The following is a 14,152-nucleotide window of genomic DNA, read 5'->3' on the forward strand; positions in this document are numbered from 1 at the left end:
AATAGAGGAAGAAAAGAAGAAAACGCGAAAAGCCAGTTACTTTTCGAGGATTTTCATGCATGACTCTCAATGAGAATCCGTGTGATTGTTCTCCAAGTGTTCATGCTCATGCTCGTGATGTTCGTGGTTATCCTCATGATCATGCACTTCTATATCTTCAACACTCGCCCTGAATCCTTGTGATTCGGCCTCTTCTTGCAGTACGCGCTTGAAGATCTCCTCCACCTGCATTCTCTTCAAACCGTAGAGAAGAATGTTGATTACAAGCTCCATTCTACTGACGCGGGTTCCCAGACTTCCCTTGCATCGCGCCTTCCCATCATTATCAGTGACACTGCAGGTGAGATAGTGACCGCTGTCGCTCTCCGCGATGCATTTTGCGTGCCCAATGAGGCTGGCGCCAGCCCTCACACACTCAATAACAGACCTTGACATAAGATTCTCAACCATTCCTCGCATTTCCGAACCCGCTCTCAAGCGATCGGAAGCGATCTGTACTTTCGCTGCATATGCTGAGAAATCCGGTGTCAACATGCACTCACCAGAAAGTCAACCACTTTATCGAGATTTGTGCCCTCTGTAGCTGAAGCTGGGATGATTGGCCCCGTTGCTCCAATCTCCCTGATCTTCGCTTCGATTTCCTTCACTGTCCCATCTGGAACCTCATCAATTTTATTGATAATGACGAGCCCGGCCGCCTTCACCTGAGCCTTCAGCGGTTTTTCGAGTGCCCTAACAATCGCAGAAAATCTAACAGCATCAACGATGACCGCAACTATCCTTCTGTTAACTGAGGGACCACTATAGAGTTCCAGTGAATTCAGTATTGCTTGTGGGTCTGCGATGCCCGTTGGCTCTACCATAACGATATCAGGCGAAAATTCCAGTGCCACTGTTTTCAGTGTGCTGATGAAATCTGGACCGAGCGTGCAGCATATGCATCCACTCGCAAGTTCCTGAACCTGTAGACCGTATTTCTGCATGACCTTTCCATCAATTCCAATTTTTCCAAAATCATTAACAATTATCACGATCTTTTTTCCAGTTCGCTCTATAATTTTCGAGATCGTCGAGAGAATCATCGTTGTCTTGCCAGAGCCCAGGAAACCCGCTATAACAATAAGGTCCATCTGCAACACCTTATACTCCTCATAGCCACGACAATTAGTTGCTTGGCATTTACATTCTCTCGCCTAAATAAACCTTACCAAAAACCATCGCAGATCGAGATGATTGGGAAACAATTTATCAAAGCAGATCGCAATTGAAAAAATAAATGAGAAAACAATTCTTCTAATAAAATGTTCATTCTTGTTTTTTTCAATTTGAATATTTAAATCTATTATCAGTCAAAATCACGATAATCATCGGTCGATTTCGTAATTTTTCAAAAAAAATCGCTGAAATTCAATTATTCCTTAGATCGGATCAATTCACAACAAAATATATTTGAGAAATCGCACATAACGAAAAAATCTGAAAGAATTGGGGGTCAGGATGAACCGTGAAAAACTTGACGAAAAAGACAAAGAGCTTTTGATCATGCTCGCAAACCATCCCGACTGGACTTACGAGAAAATCGCTGAGAAAATGGGAATGACAAGCAGGTCCGTTGGGTACAGAATTGAAAGACTCAGGGAACTTAAAATCCTTCAAAAAGCAAATCTCATTTACTATGATCGCCTCGGAGATCTGATTTATTCGGTTGTCCTCAAATTTGACACGGGATTGTCGCCACAGGATCAAGAGAAAGTTCTCAGGGAACTCAAGAGTCATCCTGCCACCATACAGGTTTTCACTGCCATTGGCGCTTTTAGCGCGATTCTGCTTTTCCACGCCGAGACGCCAAGAGAAGCTGAACGATTGATCAGAGAATTGGTGATCGGCAACAAATGTTTTTCCGGATACGAAATAAGTCAGATCACAGAGATATACAGCATTTATCGTCATTATTACTGATTGGATTACCATGCCGAAAGTGCGCTTTGAACCATCAGGAAGGACTGTTGAGACAGCGAATGAAAACGAAACACTTTATGAACTTGCAGCAAGAACTGGAATTCCGCTTGAATCGGTATGTGGAGGTAGGGGGATCTGTGGGCGATGCCGGGTCATCATCGCCACCGATAATATTCCGGTTACGCCAGAAGATAAGAAGTGCATTTCGGAAAAAGACCTGGAAAGAGGCGTCAGGCTTGCCTGTCGCCACAAAGTTGATCGAGATTTGACCATCGAAATCCCAGAAGAATTCAAGAGAATGGGGCAGGTGATTCTCGAAAAAACCTATGTGAGGGTCAACATTGATCCTGCCGTGAAAAAAGTGGCGCTATGTGTGCCACCACCGTCTCTTGATTATCCAATAGCGGACTTTGAGCGCCTCAAGAAAGTATTGTCGATTTCAAGATACGGAGATTTGAAAATCCCACTAGAATTGCTCTCAGGACTGCCAGAATTCTTAAGAAAGAATGAAAAGGTTGAAATTGTGTTGAGAGACAACGAAATCATCAGGTTTCTTGAAAATGAGGATAAGGGAATTTACGGTGTCGCCATCGATGTTGGAACAACTACAGTCGTTGCATACCTGATGAACTTGATAACGGGGGAGGAGGTCGCTGTCAAATCTGACATGAACCCTCAGATCAGATACGGTGATGATGTCATCTCAAGAATCACCTTCACAATGGAGACGAGCGATGGACTCAACCTTCTTCGCGATCTCGTAATCGACTGCATCAACGACCTCATCCAGGCATGCTGTTCTTCCGCGCAGATTTCAAAGGATGATGTTTACGAAGTCGTTGTCGTTGGTAATACAGCGATGCATCATATGCTCTTTGGATTGGAGATGCAATCGCTCGTCTTCGCGCCACATATCCCTGTGGTCACGGATTCCGTTGAACAGAAGGCCACTGAGGCAGGTATCGAGATTTGGAAGGAAGGATATCTTTATTCACTTCCGAACATTGCTGGCTTCGTCGGAGCTGATCATGTTGGCGTGCTTCTCGCCGTTGAAGCAGACCAATCAGAGAAGATACAAATGGTCATCGACATCGGAACGAACGGAGAAATATCGCTTATCACGCCAAATGGAATTGCGAGTACTTCCTGTGCCGCGGGTCCTGCGTTTGAGGGTGGAAATCTTGCGTTTGGTATGAGGGGGGCCAAAGGCGCGATCGATCACGTTCGTATCAGAGATGATTTCGAAGTCGAATATTCTGTTATCGGGAACGTCAAACCTCGTGGTGTCTGCGGTTCAGGCGTTGTCGATGCGATCGCTGAAATGCTTCGCTTGGGGATTATCGATAGATCTGGAAGAATCGTTGAGGAGATTGATTCGCCCAGGATAATTGTGAAAGAAGGAGAATCTTGTTTCATCATCGCTCACGAAAATGAGACGGATATCGGGGAACCGGTCGCGATTACTCAAAACGATGTGCTACAGATCCAGTACGCAAAAGCTGCGATGTATGCTGGCGCAGCAATTCTCATGAAAAAAATGGGATTGGTTGAGAAGGATCTTGAAGCAATTCTCCTTGCTGGGGCATTTGGGAATTATCTAGATCCAGCGAGTGCAAGGACGATTGGCCTCCTCCCTGAGCTCCCCCTCGATCGCATTATTGGTATTGGTAATGCAGCTGGTGCAGGCGCAAAAATGACTCTTCTTAATAAGGAATTAAGAAGGCGTGCAATTGAAATCGCGAAAAAAGTCAGATATGTCGAACTTGCGGCGCAACCAGATTTTGAAGAGACTTTCTACTCCGCGCTCTATTTCCCACATCTCGATACTTCGCGATTCCCCGTCGTTACTTCTGAAATCATCCGGAGATCGAAGACTTGTTTCTCAAAAATGAAGAATCATTCTATTTCAAAGAAGGAAAAGGTAATTTAGGTCTCCTGACATAAATGGACGCAACGAACCGCTGGAAGTGAACTTCATGAAGGGATATGCTGGTCGAATTTTAAAGATTGATGTTAGCTCAAAATCGACAAAAATAGAAAAACTTGATGAAAAGAAAGCAAAGGAATGTATTGGCGGCAAGGGCCTTGGAGCAAGAATAATTCTGGACGAGGTTCCACCGCACGTGGACCCCCTTTCGCCTAGTAATACACTTGTTTTCGCCGTAGGTCCTTTAACAGGTACGCGCGCCCCAACATCAAATCGATATGGTGCATTTTTCAAATCCCCCCTCACAGGCATCTGGGGGGAATCGTATTCGGGTGGACATCTTGGCCCTCAGATCAAGAAAGCGGGCTATGATGCGATCGTCATAAAGAATGCCTCCCCTTCTCCGATTTACATCAGTGTCATCGATGATGATGTCCAATTTCATGACGCGACTGCACTCTGGGGAAAAACGACGATGGAAACTGAGGATGCCGTGAAAAAGGACATCGGCGAGAGCAAGGCGAAAGTCATGACGATAGGGCCAGCTGGTGAAAATCTCGTTAAATTCGCATGCATCTGTAACGATTATTACAGACAACTCGGAAGAGCCGGAGCAGGCGCGGTCATGGGATCAAAGAAGATCAAAGCCATTGCGTTTATGGGAACGAAAGAAGTCGAACTTGAGAATGAGGAAAAATTCAATGCCGTCGTCAAGGAAGTTCTGAGCCGCATTCCGAAAGACGGGCCAATGACGAAATACGGGACGCCTGTGATGGTCAATAATCAGAATGCACTAGGTGCTTTTCCAACGCATTACTGGCAAAAGGGATTCTTTGACTCCCATATCAGGATTAACGCGCCGACAATGGAGAAGGAGATTCTCGACAAGAACAAGGCATGCTGGAACTGTCCAGTCGCGTGCGGAAAGATGTCCTCCGTCAAGGAAGGAAAGTACAAGGGAACTGTGGTGGAGGGGCCTGAATACGAAACAATTTTCGCATTTGGGGGACTGTGCGAAATCGCCGATATCAAGGCGATTGCAAAGATCAACGAGGTCTGCGATAACCTCGGCCTAGACACAATCACATCGGGCAATGTCATTGGATTCACAATGCGCGCCTATGAACTCGGTCGCCTTAATTCAGAGTTCCCTGTAAAATTCGGAGACGATGACGTTGTGCTTAAATTACTCAATATGATTACGAAGAGGGAAGGATTGGGCAATGTATTAGCAGAGGGGGTCAAGAGTGCTTCTGAAACCCTTGGACTCGAGGATATCGCTGTGCATGTCAAGGGACTTGAACCTCCTGGCTATGATCCGCGAGGATATAATGGGATGGCGCTATCCTATGCCGTTGGTGTCAGAGGGGCTGACCACCTGAGATCGACTGCATACGCATATGAGATGAGGGGCGTGGCAGACAGATTCGCTGTCACTGGTAAGGGAACATTCGTCAAGAATCTAGAGGACAAACTCGCTGTCATTGATTCATCGGTTCTCTGCTGCTTCGTGAGGGATGCCTACGAATGGGAGGATCTTGCGAACTTATACACATATGCGACTGGGATCAACATGTCTGCGACAGAACTCAAGAATGCTGGTGCGAGAGCTGTTGATAATGCGCGACGCTTCAGCGTAAGGGAAGGTATCAGCAGAAAGGACGATTCGCTGCCGAAAATCTTTCACGAGTTGCCGTTTTCCGACGGATCATCGAGAATGCATGTCGTCGTCAAGGAAGATATGGAAAGAATGCTCGATGAATACTACGACGCACGGGGATGGAGCAGAGACGGAATTCCGCCAGTCTAGAAAGGAGGTTTGAAATCATAAACTGGCATTGATTATTCTTTTCTATCATAAATTAATGGAGGAGGACGATCTAGAATTGATCAAAAAAAGAAAGAGGGGAGTTGGGCTAGTGTCTATCGTTTTCTCTGAGCAGCTGCTCGAGGATCTCCATTGCCGTGTCGATCTGTTCCCTCGTAACATTGAGGGCTGGAATGATACGAATGCTACTCGGTCCGCAAAAGAGAATGAGCAGGCCCCGCTTCATTGCGTCAAGGCATATCTTGTTCCGTTCATCTGGCGCTGGTGTTTTTGATTTTTTATCTTTCACAATCTCGATTGCTGTCATCAAACCGATACCACGCACATCGCCGAGGATCTCGTATTTTTCCTTCATTTCGTTTAAACGCGCGATCATGTAGGCGCCTTGCTTCGCCGCGTTCTCCAGCATCTTCTCTTCTTCGATAGCCTCGATCGTGGCTAGCGCCGCGGCACAGGTGACTAGGTTCCCACCGAATGTAGTAGCATGTGCACCAGGTTGCTTGATATCAAATTTCTCATTGAAAATGCACGCGCTCATTGGCAGCCCAGAAGCGATTCCCTTTGCAACGACCATGATGTCTGGAACAACGTCAAAATGCTCAATCGCAAACCATTTACCCGTTCTTCCAAATCCCGATTGAACCTCATCAGCGACGAAGAGAATACCGTACTTTTCGCAAATTTTCTTGATTTCCTTCATCCACGGCCTCGGCGGGACGATATACCCGCCTTCGCCCTGTATCGGCTCGACAAAAAGGGCCGCAACCTCCTCAGGTGGAATGAACTTCTGAAGATAGAGCTCATCGATGATCTTTGCGCAGTAAAGATCGCAGCTGGGATAAGTCATCTTGTAAGGGCACCGATAACAGTAAGCGTATGGAACATGCAGAACACCTGGCATCTCGGGGAAAAAGCCCTTCCTGTAAGCAGTTCTGCTTGCTGTCAGACTCATCGAGCCGATGGACTTTCCGTGAAACGCCCCAATGAACGCAATATTCCTCGGTCTACCCGTTGCCCATCTCGCCACTTTTATCGCAGAATCAATCGCGCCTGCGCCACTGCACATGAAGTAAACCTTTTTCACGAAATCGCCCGGCGTAATTTCATTAAGCTTCTTTGCTACCTCACCTTCAATATTCTGAGAAAGAAGAATGCCCGGAAAATGAATGAGTTCCGCAACCTGTTTTTTCACGGCCTCGACGACCTTTGGATGACAGTGACCAGTATTGTTGACGGCAATCCCAGACTGAAAGTCCAGATAGACATTGCCATCGACATCCTCGACATAAAGTCCTTGTCCTCTCTTAGCGACAACAGGCATGACCTTATTCGTCGTCGCGAGATACTTCTTATCTCTGTCGAGGATTTCACGTGCTTTTGGACCAGGCGGCTCAACGACGATCGATATCCTGTCAAGTTTCTTTTCAGACATCCAATATCCTCCGGCTCTGTTCAGCTACTTCCTATTCTCCCCTTATAATTTTGCTTCTTAAGGCAGGTCAGTTAGCGGCATCCAATGAAATATCTCACGGGAAAAAGGAAATGGAGAATTTTCACAGTTACCACAGCTCTTATTCCATTTTCGAGTGGACAACTTCTCCCCCAACCATCGTGAGAAGCACGCGAATATCCTTGATCTTGTCAGGCTCCACTGCCAGTGGATCGTCGGTGAGAATGACGAGATCTGCATACTTCCCCACCTCTATTGATCCTTTGACATGCTCTTCTCCAGTCGCGTAAGCACCCTCGATCGTCACCATCTTCAACGCATGTTCCACGGGAACGCATTGCTCGGGATGCCATCCTCCCTCAGGAATTCCCTGCGCATCCTTCCTCACAGCAGCCGCATAGATATTCATGATCGGATTCATCGTTTCGATTGGAGCATCAGTTCCAGAGCACATATGGATACCAGCTTCCATCATGGATCTGTAGGGATGTGCGTATTTTTCTCTCTGCGGTCCAACAAGCCTAGGAATCCAGTGTTGTCCCTTCATGACGAAGACTGGCTGCACGTTGGCGATTACATTCATTTCCCTGAATTGCTCAATAAGGTCTGGGCCATGTATGATGCAGTGACTGATCTTGAATCTAGGATCCTTGACCTTATACTTATTCATCGTTTCTCTGAAAATCTTCAGCACCGTTTCGATTGCTCCATCGCCTAATGCGTGAATATCGACCCTGATTCCGTTTTTCGTGGCGTTTTCCACAAACGCTCTGATTTCCTCGGGTGTAAGCCGCATGACGCCTTTGCTGTCAGGCATATCGGTGTAGGGTTCGCGAAGTGCAGCGGTATGACTGCTGAGTGAACCATCGACAATCATTTTCGCACCAGCTAATCTTACCTTACTGGAGCCGAAACCACTTTTTATACCTAGTTTGATCAAGTAATCAAGATACTGGAATCCCAAATAGAAATTGACCCTGACTGGCAAATTCCCTTCGGCCTCAAGCTCCTGATAAGCCTTCACTTGAGCATCTCCTGCGAGTATATCGACGATCGATGTGAGTCCCCATTCTGCTGCCTTGTCCGCACAATACTTCAGTGCGGCTTTACTCTGTTCATAGCTGAACAGGCCCGCACCAGTTTCGAGGAACCCCGGCGCGATGAGGTCGATTGCGTTTTCAAGAAGGACACCAGTTGGCTCGCCCTTCTCATTCTTCACAATCGTACCACCTGGTGGGTCTGGCGTATCCCTCGTGATGCCCTTCTGTTTCATCAGCACTGTGTTGATCAGGTAGATGTGAGCATTCCAGTGAATGAGAAAGACTGGATGATCCGGTGCGACTGTATCGACTTCCCAGCGTGTCGGGTACCGCTTTTCCGCCATGCGCTCCTGGTTCCAACCAAATCCGAGAATCATTTCTCCTTTTGGCGTTTCTTTGACCTTCTCTTTGATCCGTTCAAGCATTTCAGGAATGTCTTTTACGTCTGTCAGCTGTACACCTCTTGCAAAATGACCGACCAGCAACGGGTGCATATGTGAGTCATGAAATCCTGGAACGACGGTTTTTCCTTTCGCATCGATCACTTTCGTATTGCTACCAACCATTGATTCAATTTCTTCATTGCTACCGACGGCCACTATTCGACCGTTCAGAATACCCACGGCCTCCGCTCTAGACATGTTCTCGTCGACAGTGATCACATTCGCATTGATGATCGCTGTATCAAGAAAAATCCCCTTTTCCCTTTTCACACCACTTTTTTCAACCTTTCTTGCACTTTTCTTCTTAACACCTTCTTTATCCTTCATCTATCTGCCCCCTTTCCCATACAATTCTGCTGCTTTCACCATCATTTTCACGTTTTCTAAAGGCGTGTTTGGCGAGATTTCACAACCTGGCGAAAGAATCATTCCTCTCCTATCAACAAACCCTTTTTCGATCGCTTCCTTCGCTTCCTGCTCAACCGCCTCAGCACCCTCGAGAATAAGTGTCGTCGTTTGATCGATTCCCCCGACAAGGCAGATCCTGTCTCCATACTTTTTCTTCGCTTCTTCGAGACTTAAATTGCTCCCGCGATCCCACCAATTGATTCCATTTGCATTCGTGTAATCTGCGAGGATCGCGAAATGCGGTTCGACGCCGCAGACATGCAGTATGTTTGCCCCGTCTTGCTTCTTCAGTGAAGAAAGCACGAGCCGATCGTATTTCTCTCCGAACTCCCTGTATTGTTCTTCAGTCGTGATTTCGCCAGATGCGCGGGTTGTCGCAAAAAGGACACCATCAGCGCCAGCATCCAGGATTGCCTCAATGTATGCAATGATCGTTTCGGTCATCGTCTTCAGGCCGATGTGAAGCGCGTCGGGATTGAGCAAAATATCCATCATGACCTGTTCCATATAACAGACGTGGGTCGCAGAGGTCAGCGGGCTCGGAACATACGGCATGAGAGCGACTTTATCTCCGAGATGATCTCTGATTTTCTTCACAGCTTCAATCGTCACATGCATTCTCCCGTCCACCAACGGATCAAGAACCCGCAGCTTTTCCCAGTCGCCAGGTTCTTTGACAGCAAACTCATCAAGCATTGGCGTTAGGTCGGCCTCGTATCGCATTTTGACGCCCCATCCCTCGGCGAGCTGCCCCATATCAGAAGTCGGGTTGAGGATATCGACGCCAGTCTTTTCCCAAAAGGCGATCTGTCCCTTCGCCATCGTGTTGCCATCCTGTGCATATTCTTTCGTCGAAAAGCCGCCAGCGACCGCACCGATCGTCCATCCCATACCGCAAACGGGAATCCGATCGACAGGTTCACGCATCAGGGCAGCATATACTCTATCCCTCGAACTCATTGAATGAATCATGCTGACCACTACCTCAAATTCTAAGCCTTTTCTTGTCGCGCAGCCAGATAGCACTGATTCCCTTTCATCAATTCTGCAACCATCTCAACAGCAAGAACGGCATCCGCCGCATAGCCGTCTGCTCCGATCCTCTTGGCAAAAGTCGTCGTGATGGGCGCGCCACCGACCATATATTTGACTTTGTCCTTTATTCCAGAATCTTTTAATTTGTTAAGAATTGTCTCCAATTCTGGCATTGTGGCAGTGAGCAGTGTTCCGGCACCAACAATATTAGCGTTGTGCTGCTTTGCAGCCTCGACGAATTTGTCGAGCGGCACATCCTTTCCAAGATCGTGAACCTTATAGCCGTAGACCTGCAGCATACCGACGACAAGATTCTTTCCGATATCGTGAATGTCATTCTGCACAACACCCATAACGACCGTTCCAGCTTCGCCCTTCGTATCCATCACATACGGCAAAAGCATTTTCTTGAACGAATGCGTCGCAAGAATCAGTTGAGGTAGCGCGATTTCTCGTTCCCGATACTTATGTCCCACGACATTCATCGCATCGATGAGAACCTTGCCAACCTCTTTGCTGTCAACGCCTGCCGCTTTCAACATTTCCCCGATTTTCTGCGCTTCTCCAACTTTTCCGTTGACCACGCATTCATATGCCATCTTATATTGTTCCTCATTCATTCTACCACTCCGCTTATCGTTATTCACCAATTCGACAGTGAACCCAAGATATGAGAAGACCCCGCCAATACATCTCTTTGATCAGGAGCCAAATAGGAAAGAAGGGGAAAGGGTTTCCACACCATTTTCAGTACTTCCCGTATCTTCTCGCCGCGTTAATAGCTGCGCGCATGTTCGGCCACGGCGTTTTCGGAGAAACTTCGCAACCTGGCGCTAGAACAAATCCGCTGCCTTCTTTTGCAGTTTCACAAGCATTCCTTATTTCGGCAGCCACATCGTCCGGTGTTCCAGAAACGAGTGTATTCGTGTGATCAATGCCTGCCATCAGAGCGAGATTCTTCCCGTACGTCGCTTTCGCTTCAGCAAGGTTCGGTTTTGCTCCCCTGTCCCACCATGAAATCGCTTTAACATTCTTGAATTTCTTTCTGTAATCGTCGATGATTTCGAACATCGGTTCGACACCACAGATGTGTGGAACATGAACCATCGCGGGTGTTCTCCTAAAAATTTCTTCGTCGTAGGGTGCGCCAAACTCCCGGTATTGCTCAACAGTTGTGATCTCCTTGCTCGCCCTTGTTGTAAGGTAGCCTGCAAAGTAAGCTCCATTATCGACACACGCATTGATGAAATCCGCAATTGTGTCTGTGATGACTTTCAGTCCCTTCTTTAACGCATCGGGATCGGTGATCATATGCATGAGCGTATCTTCCATCGAGCACACATGCGTTGTCGTCGTCAGCGGGCTCGGCATCGATACTCCAATTGGAACTCTATCACCATATTTCTCGCTGCAGATGGCGCATGCGTCGAGATAAAGTCTCATTCTTCCGTCAACCCGTGGATCGAGTACTTCTAGCTTTTCCCAATCACCAGGCTCTTTGACCGGAAACTTCCCGAGAGCCATGTGGATGTCTGGCTCGGTCGGAAGTTTCATTCTCACTCCCCAACCCTGCACGATCAGCCCCATGTCCGAGAGACAGTAGATAGTGTCCCCGCCAACATGCTCGTAAAAAGCAATGTGTGCTTTTGCCATGTTGGCACCACTTGTGCCGTACCTAACCACATCCATTCCCGGCACAAAATGTACCTCAAATATCCCGCCAAAAAGCGACACAGGGACATAGTCAGGCGTCTCGAAATTCAAGGCCGCCTCAAACCGTTGCATCGGTGTCATTTCCATCTTTTAATCAACCCCCCTTGCGAAATTTTAGCGCACAACTAATTTATATACGCTTGCTTCACAAAACACGTCAATCTTGGTCATTTAGGAAAAAAGAGGAGATCAGAAATTACGAGAAGAAACCGTGACACGTCAAGATTCGACTTTGCTCAGAATGATCCTCGCATCCGCGACTTTAACGCCCCTCGCATTGCCAAAAATAGGATTGAGGTCCATTTCGTCGATTTCATCAAAATCACAAAGCAATCGAGAGACAGCGATCAAAGTGGAAACAATACCGTTTATATCGACCTTCTCACTTCCCCGGTATCCTTCAATCAGTTTCTTCCCCTTCAGTTCAGAAATCATTTCGAGTGCATCAATCTCCTCAATTGGGACAAGCCTGTATGAAACGTCCCTGAAGACCTCGACGTTAATACCACCAATCCCAAACATGATCATCTGGCCAAACTGTGCATCCTTCATAGACCCGATGATCATCTCATGTCCACGCACCATCTCGGACACGAGGACGCCACGGAGATCGAAATTCCCCAGTCTTTTTCTTGCGCTTGAAACCATTTCATCGAATGCCGACTTAACATTTTCATCGTTTGCGAGATTTAGCCGAACGCCGCCGTATTCAGTCTTGTGAATAATCTGGGGCGAGACAATCTTCATCGCAACGGGATAACCAATTCTTCTTGCAGCATGAACGGCTTCATCAGGAGTCCTACAAAAAATATCTTGCGTGACCGAGATTCCGTATGATTTTAAAATAGCTTTTGTCTCATGCTCTAGCATGAAGTTTCTACCCTCATCTCGGGCCATTTTGATCAAATTGGCGGCTTCCTCCGTCATGTGCTTACCTTCCCTCAAAACTGATTGCTCTTCGCTTCAAAAATTCAACATATCCATAAATTGCACCAACAGCCCTCGCTGTTCGTTCTGGCCAGTCAAAACACGGAACACGGTTTTTCTGCAAAATGTCCATATTTCCCTGAGCGCTTCGAACTGAGACCCAACAAACGTATGTCGGTTTCTTGTAATCTGATGCGAGACATTCATTTACAGTATCTGCAACTGCCTGGCATACCTCCGGCATCATTGCCGCCCGCTGCAATATAATTGGTATGATGATGTCGACTTCGTTAGATTCATAAAGAATTTTGATAATCCTTGAATAAAGTTCGACGAACCTTGGCCAGACAGGTGTCATATCGACAGGATTTCTTGCGCTTGCATACGGTGGGATCAGCTCCTTAATTTTTTCTTGAGTCTCTGCAGAAAGTTCTGGAACAACGAGTCCAGCTTCTTCACACAGATCAGCAAGTTCAACCCCTGTGCCGCCGGAATTCGTCACGATGCCGACTCTCGGCCCTCTCGGAAGAGGTTGCCAGTCAAGGCCCTTCGCGATGTTGATAAGGTCCATTCCGTTCCTCGCGAAGATGATGCCTGATTGCTTGAATGCGGCTTCGTAAGCTGTGAAAGAGCCCGCGAGCGCAGCTGTATGAGAAGCCGCTGCCCTGGCTGCACCAGCTGTTCTTCCAGTTTTCGTCGCGATAATCGGCTTCTTGGGAGTGATCTTCTTCGCCTCTTCAAAAAATTCCCTGCCTTTGTTAACAGATTCCAGGAACAAACAGATGACCTTCGTTTCGTCGTCCTCTCCCAAGTATCTCAGAATTTCGTAGTCCTCGATACCGGCTTTGTTTCCATGCGCCATGATCTTTGCAAATTTCATGTGATGATCTAGCGCGAAGGCAAATATTGCCATACCATAAGCACCTGACTGCGTCACAAATGAAATATCTCCCCCTTTCGGTGGTGTACCGACACCCAAAGATGCGTTGAGGCCGATGTTACAATTATAAATCCCGAAACAGTTTGGACCGACTACCTTGATTTTCCCTTTATTTGCCGCTACCATCATTTCCTCCTCGAGCTTTTTCCCTTCGGGTCCCGCCTCGCTGAACCCAGCAGTGATCACGACCGCTGCTTTTGTTCCCTTTTCTGCGAGTTCTTCCATCACTTTCGGTACAGCCTTGGCAGGGATGACGATGACAGCGAGGTCAATAGAATCAGGGATCGATCTCACATCTGGATAAGATTTTAGTCCGAGAACCTGCTCCTCAGACGGGTTAACCATATAAATCTTACCACGGTAACCATCGGTGATGTTCTTTGCAAAAACATAACCCATCTTTCCTTCCTTATTTGAGGCGCCGATCAGCGCGACTGACTTTGGATTAAAAATCGCATCGATTCTTTCGTCCTTCATGACCC

At 47.2% G+C, this 14,152-nt stretch carries 12 protein-coding genes; 3 read left to right on the forward strand and 9 right to left on the reverse strand.

What is annotated here, in order from left to right; genetic code table 11:
- Positions 1–66: 66 nt before the first annotated feature.
- Together H5T41_02895 and H5T41_02900 are read right to left on the reverse strand one after the other, a co-directional pair.
- Positions 67–534 (reverse strand): hypothetical protein, encoded by a 468-nt coding sequence (locus tag H5T41_02895; GenBank protein ID MBC7107728.1) that lies wholly within the window; start codon positions 532–534, stop codon positions 67–69.
- The gene (locus H5T41_02900) at positions 528–1,130 is read right to left on the reverse strand and encodes a hypothetical protein (GenBank protein MBC7107729.1); all 603 of its coding nucleotides are present in this window, start codon (positions 1,128–1,130) and stop codon (positions 528–530) included. The genes H5T41_02895 and H5T41_02900 overlap by 7 nt, the downstream gene beginning before the upstream one ends.
- A 367-nt stretch (positions 1,131–1,497) precedes the next feature.
- On the opposite strand from H5T41_02900, the gene H5T41_02905 reads away from it, so the two are divergent.
- The 3 genes from H5T41_02905 to H5T41_02915 are packed head-to-tail and all read left to right on the forward strand — an operon-like array spanning position 1,498 to position 5,696.
- Entirely contained in the window at positions 1,498–1,959 is a 462-nt protein-coding gene (locus H5T41_02905) for a winged helix-turn-helix transcriptional regulator (protein MBC7107730.1), read from the forward strand.
- 10 nt (positions 1,960–1,969) lie between these two features.
- Positions 1,970–3,889, forward strand: coding sequence for a DUF4445 domain-containing protein (locus H5T41_02910; protein ID MBC7107731.1), 1,920 nt, complete (start codon positions 1,970–1,972; stop codon positions 3,887–3,889).
- Between the two features lie 46 nt (positions 3,890–3,935).
- On the forward strand, positions 3,936–5,696 hold the full coding sequence (locus H5T41_02915) for an aldehyde ferredoxin oxidoreductase family protein (GenBank protein MBC7107732.1): 1,761 nt from the start codon (positions 3,936–3,938) through the stop codon (positions 5,694–5,696).
- A gap of 106 nt (positions 5,697–5,802) precedes the next feature.
- Here the strand turns inward: H5T41_02915 and H5T41_02920 are convergent, their stop codons facing one another.
- From H5T41_02920 to H5T41_02950, 7 genes are all read right to left on the reverse strand, one after another.
- A complete protein-coding gene (locus H5T41_02920) occupies positions 5,803–7,146 on the reverse strand; it encodes an acetyl ornithine aminotransferase family protein (GenBank protein MBC7107733.1) in 1,344 nt (447 codons plus the stop codon).
- Positions 7,147–7,285: 139 nt separating this feature from the next.
- On the reverse strand, positions 7,286–8,974 hold the full coding sequence (locus H5T41_02925; GenBank protein MBC7107734.1) for an amidohydrolase: 1,689 nt from the start codon (positions 8,972–8,974) through the stop codon (positions 7,286–7,288).
- Complete coding sequence (locus H5T41_02930) at positions 8,975–9,982, reverse strand: uroporphyrinogen decarboxylase family protein (GenBank protein ID MBC7107735.1); 1,008 nt, start codon at positions 9,980–9,982, stop codon at positions 8,975–8,977.
- A gap of 65 nt (positions 9,983–10,047) precedes the next feature.
- Positions 10,048–10,710: a cobalamin B12-binding domain-containing protein gene (locus H5T41_02935; protein ID MBC7107736.1), complete on the reverse strand. Its 663-nt coding sequence runs from the start codon at positions 10,708–10,710 to the stop codon at positions 10,048–10,050.
- Between the two features lie 127 nt (positions 10,711–10,837).
- A complete protein-coding gene (locus H5T41_02940) occupies positions 10,838–11,890 on the reverse strand; it encodes a hypothetical protein (GenBank protein MBC7107737.1) in 1,053 nt (350 codons plus the stop codon).
- A gap of 132 nt (positions 11,891–12,022) precedes the next feature.
- Positions 12,023–12,730 (reverse strand): acetate--CoA ligase family protein, encoded by a 708-nt coding sequence (locus H5T41_02945; GenBank protein ID MBC7107738.1) that lies wholly within the window; start codon positions 12,728–12,730, stop codon positions 12,023–12,025.
- A gap of 4 nt (positions 12,731–12,734) precedes the next feature.
- Complete coding sequence (locus H5T41_02950; GenBank protein MBC7107739.1) at positions 12,735–14,147, reverse strand: CoA-binding protein; 1,413 nt, start codon at positions 14,145–14,147, stop codon at positions 12,735–12,737.
- Positions 14,148–14,152: the final 5 nt, after the last annotated feature.

The sequence above is a fragment of the Methanomassiliicoccales archaeon genome (assembly GCA_014361295.1).
Lineage (GTDB): Archaea > Thermoplasmatota > Thermoplasmata > Methanomassiliicoccales > JACIVX01 > JACIVX01.

Bases quoted from the DNA above. Each gene is read 5' to 3' on its own strand.
- H5T41_02895 (MBC7107728.1), bottom strand. From the start codon at position 534: ATGTTGACACCGGATTTCTCAGCATATGCAGCGAAAGTACAGATCGCT.
- H5T41_02900 (MBC7107729.1), bottom strand. From the start codon at position 1,130: ATGGACCTTATTGTTATAGCGGGTTTCCTGGGCTCTGGCAAGACAACG.
- H5T41_02905 (MBC7107730.1), top strand. From the start codon at position 1,498: ATGAACCGTGAAAAACTTGACGAAAAAGACAAAGAGCTTTTGATCATG.
- H5T41_02910 (MBC7107731.1), top strand. From the start codon at position 1,970: ATGCCGAAAGTGCGCTTTGAACCATCAGGAAGGACTGTTGAGACAGCG.
- H5T41_02915 (MBC7107732.1), top strand. From the start codon at position 3,936: ATGAAGGGATATGCTGGTCGAATTTTAAAGATTGATGTTAGCTCAAAA.
- H5T41_02920 (MBC7107733.1), bottom strand. From the start codon at position 7,146: ATGTCTGAAAAGAAACTTGACAGGATATCGATCGTCGTTGAGCCGCCT.
- H5T41_02925 (MBC7107734.1), bottom strand. From the start codon at position 8,974: ATGAAGGATAAAGAAGGTGTTAAGAAGAAAAGTGCAAGAAAGGTTGAA.
- H5T41_02930 (MBC7107735.1), bottom strand. From the start codon at position 9,982: ATGCGTGAACCTGTCGATCGGATTCCCGTTTGCGGTATGGGATGGACG.
- H5T41_02935 (MBC7107736.1), bottom strand. From the start codon at position 10,710: ATGAATGAGGAACAATATAAGATGGCATATGAATGCGTGGTCAACGGA.
- H5T41_02940 (MBC7107737.1), bottom strand. From the start codon at position 11,890: ATGGAAATGACACCGATGCAACGGTTTGAGGCGGCCTTGAATTTCGAG.
- H5T41_02945 (MBC7107738.1), bottom strand. From the start codon at position 12,730: ATGACGGAGGAAGCCGCCAATTTGATCAAAATGGCCCGAGATGAGGGT.
- H5T41_02950 (MBC7107739.1), bottom strand. From the start codon at position 14,147: ATGAAGGACGAAAGAATCGATGCGATTTTTAATCCAAAGTCAGTCGCG.